The organism is Oceanobacillus sp. MO10714A (genome assembly GCF_037072045.1).
In the GTDB taxonomy this organism is placed as follows: domain Bacteria; phylum Bacillota; class Bacilli; order Bacillales; family Amphibacillaceae; genus Oceanobacillus; species Oceanobacillus indicireducens.
The window spans coordinates 151,506-165,734 of record NZ_JAXHDC010000004.1 but is presented as its reverse complement, the minus strand read 5'-3'; the positions used below and the strand labels follow the sequence as shown (position 1 = coordinate 165,734).

Here is a 14,229-nt window from a genome sequence, read left to right as displayed (position 1 = left end):
AAGCTTTGAACCTCTCATGACTGAAATCACGAGTGTTCTTGGTTTAGTTATAAATACGCCAAAAAGAAACAGGACTGGTCCAAGGGGGAGGACCAGCCTGCTTTAAGAAGACAGCGGGATACAACATGCAGCAGCTTACTAGTGGGGAAGGTAAACGAAAATTGGAGTGAAAAAATTTCGTTCACACAAATCTTTTCTTAAAAGTTAAAGAAATTAATTTTTAAGGAAAGATTTAAGGATTTTAAAGCGTTCCTGCAATTATTGGTATTTGCGTGTAACACAGAATCCAGGCATTTTTAACACCTCTCTTGTGATACAATCAAATCACTTTGTGTATTCGCTGTCTTCGGTTCTTATTTTGTTTCGTTTCCTGTTTCTTATTCATCCAAATAATAAGACTCAATTTTCTTTCACAGCTGAAACAGTAAACTACCCTCTCGTATAATTAGTGAAACCAGCAATTCATTATAGTTATGGACACGATCCCAAGACTTCAATTGAGTGATTAGAGGGTTCTAATGACTCGTTTGAAGGTGATTCCAGATCATTCAAGTGAATAGGAGGGCTCTAATCAATCGAATGAAGTAGATTCCAGTCCGTTCGAATGAATGGAAAGGCTCTAATCGATCGAATGAAGCAGACTCCAGTTCGCTCGAGTGAATAGAAAGGTTCTAATCACTCGAATGAAGCAGACTCCAGTCCGTTCGGGTAAATAGAGGAGTCCCGTTCCCGTTTATTATATTGAGCTAGTCAATTGTACTATTTAAAGTCTTCTCGGAACAGTGACCTAGAGCAATTTTATGAAGCTTATCAGTGCGAAAGTTGTATTATATAATATTTCAGAAATATAATCTTCATCGTGACGGAATAATGGAATAATTTCCATTCAAAATAATCATCTTTACTAGTTCAGTTGCCCGGAGGAAGGTGACTCCTACGGGAATAGCACGAGTCCAGACCTGAGCAGGAAGCGAACTTCTTCCGGGGGAGACTAAGTTCTCCACGTCCTGTGCGTCGAGGCTTCGGCTGTGCCTTAGGATGGGCATCCGTCCGTCGGGCAACTGAACGGCGGCGATTAGAACTCTAAATTAGTGAACGAGCAAAAACACTTACGCTGAGTGAAGGCAAGGGTTCTAATGAAGGGAGACCGCGGTATATTTTGGCAAGCGAAAGTAAAGATGATAAAATTAATGAAAGTATGAAGGAGGTAAGCTCACGTGGATTCTTTGTTACATATTGACAACTTACATGGTGGTTACACCCATAAAAACGTATTACATGGAATATCTTTTGACGTGTATCCAAATGAAATTGTTGGCCTGATCGGACTCAACGGAGCGGGAAAGAGTACGGCGATTAAACATATAATCGGTCTTATGCAGCCGAAAAAAGGCAAGATTGTTGTAAATGGAAAGACATTCCGAGAAAACCCGACAACTTACCGTGGCCAAATGGCATATATCCCGGAAATGCCGATTCTTTATGATGAATTAACGCTGTATGAACATCTCAAGCTTACGGCGATGACCTATGATATACCAGAGGATGTATTTGAAAACAGACTTGATCCATTACTGAAGGAATTTCGCATGGAGAAGAAACTGAACTGGTTTCCTGTTCATTTTTCAAAAGGAATGCGTCAAAAAGTAATGATCATGTGCGCTTTTTTAATTGAACCACCGCTTTATATTGTGGATGAACCATTTGTTGGTCTTGATCCGCTTGGGATTTCCTCTTATTTACAGCTAATGGAAGATATGAAACAAAAAGGTTCCGGCGTATTGATGTCGACACATATCCTTGCTACTGCAGAAAGGTATTGTGATCGTTTTATCATTATCCATGAAGGCGAAATTAGAGCTTATGGCACGTTAGAAGATTTGCGGGAAAGTTTCGGAATGCCAGGAGCAACATTAGATGATTTATATTTACGCTTAACGAAGGAAGAGGATAGCAATGTTTGATTCCCATGCCTTTTATAAAAAACGGCTAGCTTCCCATATGAAAGAATTAGGCCGCTACTTGCGTTATATTTTTAATGGGCATATTGCTTTTGCATTATTCTTCTTCATTGCTGCGGTTGCTTATTATTACCAAGCATGGCTTCAGCAGCTTCCGGAAAATTTCCCGACTGCTGCTATCATCGGAATTGCTTTCGGGCTCGTTGTGAGTTACAGTCCGGTCCGAACATTACTTCAGGAACCTGACCTTGTTTTCCTAATCCCTGCCGAAGAGAAGATGAAACCTTATTTCCGGAACTCAATCATTTATAGTTTTGTCATTCAACTTTATTTGATTCTGCTTGTTGCGGCGGCATTAGGACCGTTATATACGGCAAGTTTTCCAGAAAGGGAAGGGAATCCTTACTTACTTACTATTATTATCCTGCTTATTTTTAAAGTGGCCAATCTCCTTGCAAACTGGTGGATGTACCGGATTAGAGATCGTAATCACCGCCGACTGGAAATATTTGTGCGGATGGTGATGAATGTTCTTGTCTTTTATTTCATGATTGCTGGTGAAATGCTTGGTGCCTGTATCGTGACTATTCTTTTTGCAGCGCTTTTCCTTTACGATTATGTTTTAGCGGCAAAGCAAGCTGGAGTAGTTTGGGATTTGTTGCTTGAAAAGGATCAGAACAGTATGCAGACGTTTTACCGGATTGCGAACATGTTTAGCGATGTGCCACATATTAAGACTAGAGTAAGAAAGCGACAATGGCTCGTTTCACTAGTTACAAGAAATATCCCATTTGAAAAACGACACACCTTTGATTATCTGTATAGGATTACATTTGTTCGGAGTGGAGATTATGTCGGGATGTACGTGCGTTTAATCATTATTGGTGGATTATTCATCTATCTTATCCCTAATATTTGGGTGAAGCTGTTATTTGTTATACTGTTCCTTTATATGAGCAGCTTCCAGATGATGACCCTCTACCAGCATCACCGAACGATTATGTGGCTTGACATTTATCCGATTGAAAAAACGGACAGGCAGCAATCTCTTGTAAAATTGATTTTTCAACTTACAATCTTACAAACGGTTTTATTTGCTTGTATTTTTATCATCATGCAAGAATATGCCGGATTTCTCTTTGCAATGATTGTTGGCGTAAGTTTCACCTATTTATTCGTGAACGGCTATGTCAAACGGAAGTTAATCTAGATTGGGGATTGCTAATGAAGGTTAGAAAGAATATTTTGCTCGTTTTTTTTGTCGCTTTAATACTGATTACAGGCGTATGGGTACTGCAGCTATCGCAAGGGAAAATGCCTTATCTTGATCAAATTACAAGAAGGTTTGTCGATTCGCTCGGGCAATCGTTTCTCCTGGAGCCCTTCCAATTGATCACCCATCTTGGCTCCAGTTTCTTTTTATATCCTTTTGTCGCAATTGTTACGATACTTTTATTTATTTGGTTTAAGCATTGGCTGCCAGCTTTCTTTTTCGTTGGCGGTATTTATCTCACGCATAAGGTTAATGAAGTAATCAAGCTCTTCGTAACAAGGGAACGCCCGAGTATTTCTGTGAGTCTCAATGCGGAGGGCTACAGTTTCCCGTCTGGACATGCGATGCTTTCCGTTGTTTGCTACGGACTGCTTGCTTATTTCATTACGCGTCAATTAAAGTCTAAAAGACAGATTTTAACAGTGCAAATTGCCTGCGGGATTCTGATATTGTTAATTGGAATTAGTAGGTACATTATCAACGTTCATTACTTAACTGATGTATTCGCCGGCTTCTTTATCGGATTTCTTCTCCTAACCGTTTTTATTTTCCTATATGAAAGGTTGATTAAGAAAGTATCTCCGTCTAAAGACTGAGATGGAAGCAATCCAGGGAAGGTTCACGGATGGAGGCTGGACCGTTAGACTGAAGAAGAACAGAAAGAGAGCGCGGATTGCCAATTGGGTTCTAATCATTCTCTTTCCTTATGTTAAAAAGAAAGAGTGATGCGAATGAGACATTTTTTTCAATACTTTATTGCGATATTTTTAATCGGTGCCGGCATCATGCTTGTGCTTGCTAATATTGGAATCATGGATTTCGGATTCCGCAGCCTCTGGCACTATGTTTATCCAGTGTTCATCCTTGTTCTCGGGCTCAAATGGATGTTCGATTATTTCCGGAAGCGGGGAACCCACTGGTTTCTCGGCATCTTCTTTACCGTATTCGGGGGATTATTATTCCTCGATCGTTTTGAGGTCCTTACGTTTTACTTTACAGATGTAGTGAAGCTCTGGCCGTTATTCATTATATACTTCGGTTTTGTTTTGATTGGCTTTGGACGAGGTAGAAGGTATATTCATATTTTAAGGGAAGGTAGCCCGAGCTTGAGGAAACGTCAAGATATGACAGTGAAGACACAGAACTTCACCATCGGGAGCCAGGAGTACAGTGAACCGAACTGGAAGGTAGAACCGATGAATATTAATACGCTTGCGGGAGACTTTTATCTCGATTTTTCGAAAGCATTTATCCCAGAGAAGGAGATTCCGATTTTCATCCATTCACTTGCTGGTGATGTTCATATACTAATTCCGGAGAATGTTGATTTCCGAATTGAAGCAAATGTGAAGGTCGGGGATATTAACGTCATTGGTAACGTTTCAGAAGGAATCAGTCGTTCCTACTCATATGAAACAGATAATTATGAAGAAGCTGTAAGAAAGATTGACTTTTACATCCAATTAAAAGCAGGGAGTATTCGAGTTGACCAAGTGTAGGGGGAGAAGGCATTGAAGAAGAGATTTTCAAGCATCCGTTATATTTTTATCCATTCCCATTTGTCAGGGCTTCTCCTGTCTACTGTGACACTCCTTGCAATCCTGCTATCGCTCTATGTTCTATTTGAACCCGGCTGGCTCAATCCATCAGCGATCTTCCTCTTTACCGGGTTGTATGTTTTTATCGGATTAATTATTGCTGTCTATACAGGCTTCAGGTCAAGCGGGAATTTTAAAACGAGGCTGGATACTCTCTCCGTGCTAATTACACAATTTGCGAATGGCAATTACCAATCGAGTGTTCACTTTGAGGAAAATGACGAGGTCACTAGAATAGGTAATGAATTGAATGAATTAGGGAAAAAGTTGCAAGATCAGGTGAAATCATTACAGCGGATGGCGGATGAGAAGTCAGAACTTGCGAAGTCTGCCCATAAATCAGCAGTAATAGAGGAGAGGCAGCGACTTGCGCGGGATCTGCACGATGCGGTGAGTCAGCAATTATTCGCTCTCACGATGATGTCGGAAGCAGCTGTAAAGCAAATGGAAGCAAGACCAGAGGTAGCAAAGACGCAAATGAAGGAAGTTGCTGCAATGGCACTGCAAGCGCAAACGGAGATGCGGGCACTACTTTTGCATCTGAGGCCAGTGTATTTATCAGGTGAGCCTTTACATGAAGGGATTAAAAAATTAGTGGAAGAATTGCAAATGAGAAGCCCAATCGATTTCCGGGTGGAAGTAGAAGATGATCTTGTCTTATCAGACACAAAGGAAGAACATGTTTTTCGAATTATTCAAGAGGCTTTCTCCAATATTTTACGTCACGCAAACGCTACAATTGTTCAGGTAAATATCAGAAATTTGCGTCATGAATTATTTATCCATATTCGCGATAATGGGAAGGGTTTCGATGTATCAACGAATAGAGATAAGAAGACATCTTACGGGTTGAAGACGATGCGGGAGCGTAGTGAAGAGCTCGGTGGAACTTTTCAGCTTCGTTCGAACCCGGATGAAGGAACATATATCGATATAAGAATACCATTTTAAAGGGGGAGTAATATGGTCCGAGTAGTCGTTGTCGATGACCATGACGTCGTACGGAAGGGTATTATCGCTTATTTGACAACAGAGCCCGAGATAGAAGTCGTCGGTGAAGCAAGTAGCGGGAATGCAAGCATTGCGATTATTGAAAAGGAAAAGCCGGATGTCGTTTTAATGGATCTAATGATGGAGGACGGGGATGGTGTTGAAGCGACACAAAAGATTTCAGAAGTGCTGCCAAGCTGCAGGGTAATTATTTTAACAAGTTTTTATGATGATGAACAAATCTTTCCGGCACTGGAGGCAGGAGCATTCAGTTATTTACTTAAAACGGCTTCCGCAACAGAGATTGTGCAAGCAATATTAAAAGCGGTAAAAGGGGAAAATGTGATTGAACCGAAAATAGCCGGGAAAATGCTCTCAAACTTTCGCCAGTCGGAGAAGAAACTGCATGATGAATTGACGGAGCGGGAACTGGAAGTACTTCTTTGCATTGGAAACGGGATGACGAACCAGGAGATAAGTGAACACCTATTCATCGGAATTAAAACGGTGAAAACCCATGTAAGTAATATCCTTTCTAAACTTGAAGTAAAGGACCGGACACAGGCTGCGGTCTATGTCCACCGCAATCAATTGCTCTAACGTCACGAAATAGTCATAAATTCCGAGGCGTAGAAATTGTATTATCATTTTTCTATTCGTATAATGTTAAAGTGAAACTTCATTCAGTCGAGGTATCCCCTCTGAATGTTAGTTGAACAGAATCAGGGATTTACGAACTGTATATCCTTCACCCTCATATGTTGGGCTTCCTTTATTTTTAGAAGTGGGGGTATTAGAGACCGTTAATATGCGATAAAGGAAAAGAGTCAGAAAGGACCCAAACTTATGCATTCATTGACGAAAAAGGCAGAGAATCTTTTGCTGATTATTTGGGTACAGGCCTTTGTAGCAACTACCGGAAGTTTGTTTTATTCCGAAGTAATGGGTTATATCCCTTGCGAGCTATGCTGGTATCAACGGATTTTAATGTACCCGTTAGTTATCATCTATGGATTGGCACTATGGAAAAAAGATGTAAAAATGACACTGTCGGGATTGGTATTAAGCGGGATTGGGATGTTTGTCTCCACGTATCATTACTTACTTCAAAAAGTTCCGGCCTTCCATGAAATGGGAGGATCGTGTAGTGGTGCCGTACCATGTAATGCAATCTATGTGAATTACTTCGGTTTCATCACGATTCCATTTATGGCTGGTGTAGCATTTATTATCATCTTTGTTTTACATCTACTTTTGCTTAAAGAAATAAGGAGGAACTGATTCGAATGGGTAAGAAAGTCACGATAATTGTCTCCGTGGTTGTGGTACTATTTATAGCGTTATTCTTTGCGCTTAATTATAAAAACAACAAAGCGCTTGAAGGAGATAATCCATATGGAACCAATGATTTAGATCAAGCGACAATCGACCAATTAGGAGATCCATTATACGGAAATCAAATTTTACCGGATGATTTGATTGAGCAGGTGGAGAGTGGGGAACCAACCACTGTTTATTTTTACAGCCCGACCTGTGTATACTGTCAGCAGACAACACCTTATCTCGTTCCATTGACAGAAAAGATGGGTGTAGATATGAAGAAGCTGAACTTGCTTGAGTTTAATGAAGAAAAGGAAACATTTGGCATTCACTCCACACCTACTCTCATTTATTATGAGAATGGTAAAGAAGTAGCTCGCCTCGAAGGCCAGTACCCTGAAGAACAATACGAGCAATTCTTTAATGAATTCGTCTTGGCTGGTGAATAAACAAAAAAGGTTATCCACTTTAATACAAGCGGGTAACCTTTTTAAACTGCTTTCATTCAGTGTAAGGCCAACTTAGGTCTCGAGGTCCGCGGTCCAGGTGTCTGAACTGCTCCGTGGAAGGATACCATTTGGTACGCTGTTTTTATTCTTCCTCTTCCTCTACATACATATCATAGGTTGCTAAATAGGTGTTTTTGAAAAAATAGGAAGATGGCTTCACTTGGTCTAATTCATGTGCTTCTTGGAACTCTCCAGATGCCTTCCAGTATTCAAAATCCTTTTTTGAGGACCATTGGGTTAAAATGACATATGTTGTTCCTTTATAGGGGCGTAATACCCGGAATGCTTGAAATCCTGGCATTGCTTCGACGGAATGTTTCCGCCGCTTGAAACGGTCTTCGAATAAAGCTCTGCTTTCTTCAGCCACAGGGATATTATTCATGACGACATAACCTCTTTGTTGTATCTCCCCTGTTGCTTCCAGGATCTCATATTTCCGACCAGATTGAAAAATTTCTTTTGTCGGATGTTCATAATAGAGAAGCCCACCCGCATTATTTTCCATGAGTTTTAGATCTAATTCTTCATGTTTTTTTTCCATTTGCAGCAAGAAGTCAATCGTACCGTTTGTCATGTATGCATTCAATTTTATTCCCCTTTCTATATTCCTCTTAACTCCTATTCTACCCTAAAACCGAACGCTGTACGCAACGACAGAAGTTTCCAAACAACTTATTCAAACTTTATCACGTATTAACGGTCTGTAATATCCCCGCATCTAAACATGAGGGAAGCCTAGCATGTAAAAGTGGGGGATAAACAGCCCGTAAATCCCTGATTCTGTTCAACTAACATTCAGTCGGGGAGTAAGGAAACCCCCACTAAGTGAAGTTTCACTTTATCCCTGTAGAAGATTGTCGTATAATGCAGAGGTAGAGGTGGAATAATGGTGAAACCGAATCAAAGGAAGATGAATCGAAAACTGAAATGGATAATCATTACGCTTGTTTCCATTATAGGTTTGGCTTTAGCTGGTTATGCTATGATTATCTACTTCGGTAGTCAGATTGTCGATGAGGATGCGCTCATCCTTGCCCAGACGACAACGATTGAAACCGCTGATGGAGAAGTCATTGCGGAACTCTATCAGGAAAATCGTGATTATATTCCGCTGGATGAAATACCTAAACATGTACAAGATGCTTATATTGCGATTGAAGACAGACGGTTTTATGAACATGCCGGTATTGATATCAAGTCGGTTACGCGGGCTGTGTATAGGGATATCATCGCGATGAGCAAAGTAGAGGGTGCGAGTACAATTACGCAGCAGCTCGTAAAGAACTTGTTTTTATATAATGATAAAACCTGGACCCGTAAAGCGAAAGAAGCGGCAGCGGCTATTTACTTGGAAAGAAAGCTGTCTAAAGAAGAAATCTTAGAACTTTATCTCAATGAAATTTACTTCGGTCACGGAATCTATGGCATTGAGAAAGCAGCAAACTTTTATTTCTCGAAACATGCGAGCGAATTATCAATTGGAGAAGGGGCACTGCTTGCTGGAATGGCTAAGGCTCCAAACGGTTACTCCCCAATAAACCATCCGGAAAAAGCTTTGGAGCGAAGGAATATCGTCCTTGCCGCGATGGAGCATGCTGGGATGATTTCGATAGAGACAAAACAAACGGAACAAGGGAAAGCGCTTGGTTTACAATTGGAAGAAGCAGCTAATACCCCGTGGATCGATAGTTATCTTGACCTAGTCATAAAAGAAGCGCAGGAAAAGAGTCAGCTGCCTATCGAACAATTGAGAAGGGGAGGTTACCGGATTATCGTCGGAATGGAAGATGACGTTCAGCAAACTGCTTACGAAATGTTTACCAAAGATGATTATTTCCCTGGAAATACCTCTGGTGCAGAAGGGGCATTTGTTATGATGGACCAGGATACAGGGAAAATTATTGCCGCAATTGGTGGCAGGGATTATACTTTCGGCGATTTAAATCGTGTTACGGTCAATCGGCAACCGGGTTCGACGTTTAAGCCGTTAGCAGTCTATGGTCCTGCACTGATGCAAGAGGAAACATTTACACCGTATTCGCTGCTGCCGGATGAAAAAGCTGTGAATGGAAATTATCCTGTTGCCAATGTCGACGATACGTATCAAAAGGTAGTGAGTATGTATGACAGTCTCGTAACTTCAAAAAACGTTCCAGCCGTTTGGTTGCTAGATCGCATTGGTATTCCCTATGCGAAAAGCTATTTAGAAAAGTTGGACATGGATATTGAGGATGAAGACTTAGCGATTGCACTTGGTGGGCTTTATGAAGGAGTTACACCACTTAATCTCGTCGAAGCATACCGAACGTTTGCCAAAGAGGGGAATTTCATCAAAGCTTATACAATTGAAGAAATCTATGATTATAACGATACACGCATTTATAAACATAAGTCAGAAGAAAAGGAAGTATTTACGCCACAAGTCGCTTGGGACATGACAGAAATGCTCCGAAAAGCAGTGGAGTCCATGCCGGAAGCAGCTGGAACCTATTCGAAAGCACTTGCCGGAAAGACAGGAACGACACAACATCCACTCGTGGAAAACGAAGTGAAGGATGCATGGTTTGTCGGCTATACTCCTGAATACGTAATGGCTGCTTGGACTGGTTATGACGAGTCCGATGCAGATCATTATTTAACAGGGGGAAGTATTTATCCGACTCGGTTTATTCAAGATATATTGACAGAAATCGACAAGCTACACCCATTAGCTGAGAAATTTGAAAAACCGGATACGGTGGAAGCACTCGCGGAACCAGTCCGGATTACCCCGGTAACCAACGTTCAAGCAAATTATGTTTGGGGCGGTATTTCTTTAGTACAAGGAAAAATCAGTTGGGACCCTTTAGATGATGAGCGAGCAATCTACCGGATTTATGAAGAACGGGATGGTATCGATAAAAGAATCGCAGAAGTGGAAGGGGAAAGTGAATATATGATAGAACATGCATTGTTTAAGCATAAAAAATATTATGTCGTCACCTATGACCCGTTCACAAAGCTTGAAAGTCAAAGATCGGAAACAGTTATTTTGAACTAACGTTTTAGACAAATTAGTGACATTCAAGTCGAAAACCTATACAGGCTTATTAAGAATCGTTATAGTTTAAGATGGCGAAAGTGATAATGACAAAAGGATGAAATAAATGACGAAAAAGATGAATGACACAATTTTACAAGCGTATCGCGGTAAAGAAACAAGCTACACACCTGCTTGGTTCATGCGCCAGGCAGGAAGATCTCAACCGGAATATCGGGAGATTAAGAAAAAGTATTCCCTGTTTGAAATCACACATCAGCCTGAGTTGAGTGCATATGTTACAAGACTCCCAGTAGAAAATTATAATGTGGATGCAGCAATTCTATACAAAGATATTATGACGCCACTACCGGCAATGGGGATTGATGTAGAAATCAAGGCAGGCATCGGCCCAGTCGTCGATAATCCAATCCGCAGCTTTCAAGATGTAGAAGCGCTTGGAACGATTAACCCAAACGCGGACATTCCTTATATTTTGGATACAATTCGTATCCTGACGGAGGAACAGCTGGAAGTCCCGCTTATTGGCTTTAGCGGAGCTCCTTTCACATTGGCAAGCTATATGATTGAAGGCGGCCCATCAAAAAGCTATCACGAAACCAAAAAACTCATGTACCTTGAACCGGAAACATGGTTCCTATTGATGGACAAATTGGCAGACATGATTATTACATACGTTGAAGCCCAGGTGGAAGCGGGAGCCCGAGCAATCCAGCTATTTGATTCTTGGGTAGGATCACTGAATGCTCCAGATTACCGTGTGTTCATTAAACCGGTAATGACAAGAATTTGCAGTGAGTTACGGAAGCTTGACGTCCCGCTCATTATTTTCGGTGTAGGTGCCCGTCACCTCCTGCTTGAGTGGAACGATCTTCCAGTAGACGTAATCGGGTTAGACTGGAGAACATCGATTACAGAAGCAAGGAATATGGGAGTAACGAAAGTGTTGCAAGGTAATCTTGATCCCGTTATGCTCTTAACCGAATGGGAAAATATCGAGAAACGCACAAAGAATATCTTAGATGAAGGCAAAGAGCAAGGGAAGCATGTCTTTAATCTCGGCCACGGTGTGACACCGGAAATTAAGCCGGAAACATTGAAAAAGCTGACAAATTTAGTTCATGAATACAGCAAGCGTTCTTAAAAATAGCAGGACGCAATGAATATTAAAGATGAGGTGTTGAAAAATGGCGAAAAAAATAAAAGGCTTATTAGTAATGGCATATGGAACTCCAACTAAAGAAGAGGATATTGAACCTTATTACACACATATCAGACACGGCAGAAAACCTGAGCCGGAAGCACTTCAAGATTTGAAGGAGCGCTATGATGCAATTGGCGGTGTATCCCCGCTTGCGAAAATTACAGAAGACCAAGCGAATAGTCTATGTGTTAAGTTAAATGAAGTACAAGATGAAGTGGAATATAAAGTATATATCGGTCTCAAACATATTACGCCATTTATTGAAGAAGCGGTAGAGAAAATGGCGCAGGATGGAATTAAAGAAGCTGTTTCCATCGTATTAGCTCCACATTATTCTACATTCAGCATTAAATCATATAACGAACGGGCAAAAGAAGAAGCAGATAAACATGGTATAACGCTCACTTCTGTCGTTGATTGGTATAACGAACCAGGCTATATCAAATTCTGGGCAGACGGTATTAAAGCTATTTATGACGAGCTACCGAAAGAGGAACAAGAAAAAACAGTGCTGATTGTTTCAGCTCATAGCTTACCAGAGAAAATTATCCAAGCCGGTGACCCGTACCCGGAACAGCTGGCAGAAACCGCGAAGCTTATTTCTGAAGCTACCGGAATTAAAAATTATGAAGTAGGTTGGCAGAGCGAAGGGAACACGCCTGACCCATGGCTCGGTCCTGATGTTCAAGATTTAACTCGTGATTTATACAATGAAAAAGGTTACCGTTCCTTTATTTATGCTCCGGTCGGATTTGTTGCCGATCATTTGGAAGTTTTATATGACAATGATTACGAATGTAAAGTTGTCTGTGATGAAGTCGGTGCGAACTATTATCGTCCAGAAATGCCAAACGTGGCTCCGTTATTCATCGAAACATTGGCAGATGTTGTTTTAAAAACGGAAAAGCGTGACGCACATGCGTAATATTGTAATTATCGGCGGCGGTATAACAGGTTTATCCGCCGCCTTTTACTTACAGCAAGAAAGCAAGCGTAAGCAAGAACCGATTAACCTGAAGTTGATCGAAGCAAGTGAGCGTCTTGGTGGTAAGATAAAGACGATGAAGCGGGATGGTTTTACAATCGAACAAGGACCAGATTCCTTGCTCTCTAGAAAACCAGCCATTGTTGAACTGACGAAGGAGCTTGGGTTAGAAGATGAGATGATTTTTAACGAGACAGGCTCGTCTTTTATTCTCGTAGACGGAAAGCTGCATCAAATGCCAGCAGGGACGTTTATGGGAGTACCAAAAGAAGAAAAGGCAATTGTAGACACGGAAATCTTTACAGAAGCAGGGAAGAAGCGAGCGCTAGAGGAGCTTGAGATTCCAAAGGGCGAGCCGGTGGAAGACCAGTCCCTCGGTTTATTTATGCGCCGAAGATTTGGTGATGAAGCGGTGAACCGTTTAATTGCTCCGATGCTTGCTGGGATCCACTCTGGTGATATTGATGCGATGAGCTTGATGGCAATCTATCCGCTATTTTACGAACTGGAACAGAAATACGGAAGTGTCATGAAGGGATTACAGGAACATATGCCTAATCAACCTGTCACGAAGGAAAAACGTTCATCCGGAATATTTTTCTCCTTTAAAGACGGTCTGGAAACATTAATTCACCAGTTGCATGAGAAATTAGCTGAAGATACCGTCAGCACAGGAGTGGCGGCTGAACAGATTGTAAAGACAAACTCCGGCTATGAAATTTACCTGGAATCAGGAGAGAAGCTTGCTGCAGAAGCTGTTATCCTTGCAACAGAGCATTCGGCCGTTCCGAATCTTTTTGACGATCATCCCTTTTTACAGGATCTGAAGCAAATTCCTGCTGTCTCAACGGCAAATATAGTGATGGCATTTGATGCGGATGCGATTGAAAATGATCTTGATGGGACCGGGTTTCAAGTAGCCCGTGAAGGAGATATTGAAATTACAGCTTGTACGTGGACGAATAAGAAATGGCCATCAACAACGCCGGAAAATAAAGTATTACTCCGTGTCTATGTCGGACGTCCAGAAAAACAAGCATTCATGAAGTTAAGTGATGAGGCGTTAACGGAACTTGTGTTGGATGAATTGAAGAAAGTAATGACGATAAAGGCTGATCCTCAGTTTACAGTCGTTACACGCTGGAAGGATGCCCGTCCGCAATATCAAGTCGGTCACCGTAAGTTCATTCAACGTATCCGCGACGAACTTTCGACTCAACTACCCGGTATCCAAATCATCGGTAGCTCTTATGACGGCGCAGGTATTCCCGATTGTGTAGCAAATGGAAAGAAAGCCGCATTAGAAGCTTTACAATTTTTGGAGAATAATTGATGAGGGAAAACACCAG

General features: G+C 41.3%; 13 protein-coding genes. 12 read left to right on the top strand and 1 reads right to left on the bottom strand.

Annotated elements, in window-relative coordinates; translation table 11 throughout:
• Window positions 1–1,217: 1,217 nt before the first annotated feature.
• The 8 genes from SPD53_RS05550 to SPD53_RS05515 all read left to right on the top strand — a co-directional run bounded on the left by SPD53_RS05550 (window position 1,218) and on the right by SPD53_RS05515 (window position 7,591).
• A complete protein-coding gene (locus SPD53_RS05550; protein WP_156854639.1) occupies window positions 1,218–1,964 on the top strand; it encodes an ABC transporter ATP-binding protein in 747 nt (248 codons plus the stop codon).
• Window positions 1,957–3,171: an ABC transporter permease gene (locus SPD53_RS05545; protein ID WP_336251875.1), complete on the top strand. Its 1,215-nt coding sequence runs from the start codon at window positions 1,957–1,959 to the stop codon at window positions 3,169–3,171. The genes SPD53_RS05550 and SPD53_RS05545 overlap by 8 nt, the downstream gene beginning before the upstream one ends.
• A gap of 14 nt (window positions 3,172–3,185) precedes the next feature.
• Window positions 3,186–3,830, top strand: coding sequence for a phosphatase PAP2 family protein (locus SPD53_RS05540; protein ID WP_336251874.1), 645 nt, complete (start codon window positions 3,186–3,188; stop codon window positions 3,828–3,830).
• 135 nt (window positions 3,831–3,965) lie between these two features.
• Complete coding sequence (gene liaF, locus SPD53_RS05535) at window positions 3,966–4,733, top strand: cell wall-active antibiotics response protein LiaF (RefSeq protein ID WP_336251873.1); 768 nt, start codon at window positions 3,966–3,968, stop codon at window positions 4,731–4,733.
• A 12-nt stretch (window positions 4,734–4,745) separates the two neighbouring features.
• The gene (locus tag SPD53_RS05530) at window positions 4,746–5,783 is read left to right on the top strand and encodes a sensor histidine kinase (protein ID WP_336251872.1); all 1,038 of its coding nucleotides are present in this window, start codon (window positions 4,746–4,748) and stop codon (window positions 5,781–5,783) included.
• 12 nt (window positions 5,784–5,795) lie between these two features.
• Entirely contained in the window at window positions 5,796–6,422 is a 627-nt protein-coding gene (locus tag SPD53_RS05525) for a response regulator (RefSeq protein WP_156854629.1), read from the top strand.
• 246 nt (window positions 6,423–6,668) lie between these two features.
• Complete coding sequence (locus SPD53_RS05520; protein WP_336251871.1) at window positions 6,669–7,103, top strand: disulfide oxidoreductase; 435 nt, start codon at window positions 6,669–6,671, stop codon at window positions 7,101–7,103.
• A gap of 5 nt (window positions 7,104–7,108) precedes the next feature.
• On the top strand, window positions 7,109–7,591 hold the full coding sequence (locus tag SPD53_RS05515) for a thioredoxin family protein (RefSeq protein WP_336251870.1): 483 nt from the start codon (window positions 7,109–7,111) through the stop codon (window positions 7,589–7,591).
• 142 nt (window positions 7,592–7,733) lie between these two features.
• Here SPD53_RS05515 and SPD53_RS05510 read toward each other — a convergent pair whose 3' ends face one another.
• Window positions 7,734–8,237, bottom strand: coding sequence for an antibiotic biosynthesis monooxygenase family protein (locus tag SPD53_RS05510; protein WP_336251869.1), 504 nt, complete (start codon window positions 8,235–8,237; stop codon window positions 7,734–7,736).
• A gap of 300 nt (window positions 8,238–8,537) precedes the next feature.
• Here SPD53_RS05510 and SPD53_RS05505 point away from each other — a divergent pair, with 300 nt between their 5' ends.
• The 4 genes from SPD53_RS05505 to hemY all read left to right on the top strand — a co-directional run bounded on the left by SPD53_RS05505 (window position 8,538) and on the right by hemY (window position 14,213).
• Window positions 8,538–10,691, top strand: coding sequence for a transglycosylase domain-containing protein (locus SPD53_RS05505; RefSeq protein ID WP_336251868.1), 2,154 nt, complete (start codon window positions 8,538–8,540; stop codon window positions 10,689–10,691).
• A gap of 106 nt (window positions 10,692–10,797) precedes the next feature.
• Window positions 10,798–11,835 carry a uroporphyrinogen decarboxylase gene (hemE, locus tag SPD53_RS05500; RefSeq protein ID WP_336251867.1) on the top strand — a complete coding sequence of 346 codons (1,038 nt, stop codon included), beginning with the start codon at window positions 10,798–10,800 and terminating at the stop codon, window positions 11,833–11,835.
• A 43-nt stretch (window positions 11,836–11,878) separates the two neighbouring features.
• Window positions 11,879–12,820: a ferrochelatase gene (hemH, locus tag SPD53_RS05495; protein WP_336251866.1), complete on the top strand. Its 942-nt coding sequence runs from the start codon at window positions 11,879–11,881 to the stop codon at window positions 12,818–12,820.
• Complete coding sequence (gene hemY, locus SPD53_RS05490; RefSeq protein ID WP_336251865.1) at window positions 12,813–14,213, top strand: protoporphyrinogen oxidase; 1,401 nt, start codon at window positions 12,813–12,815, stop codon at window positions 14,211–14,213. The genes hemH and hemY overlap by 8 nt, the downstream gene beginning before the upstream one ends.
• Window positions 14,214–14,229 lie beyond the last annotated feature (16 nt).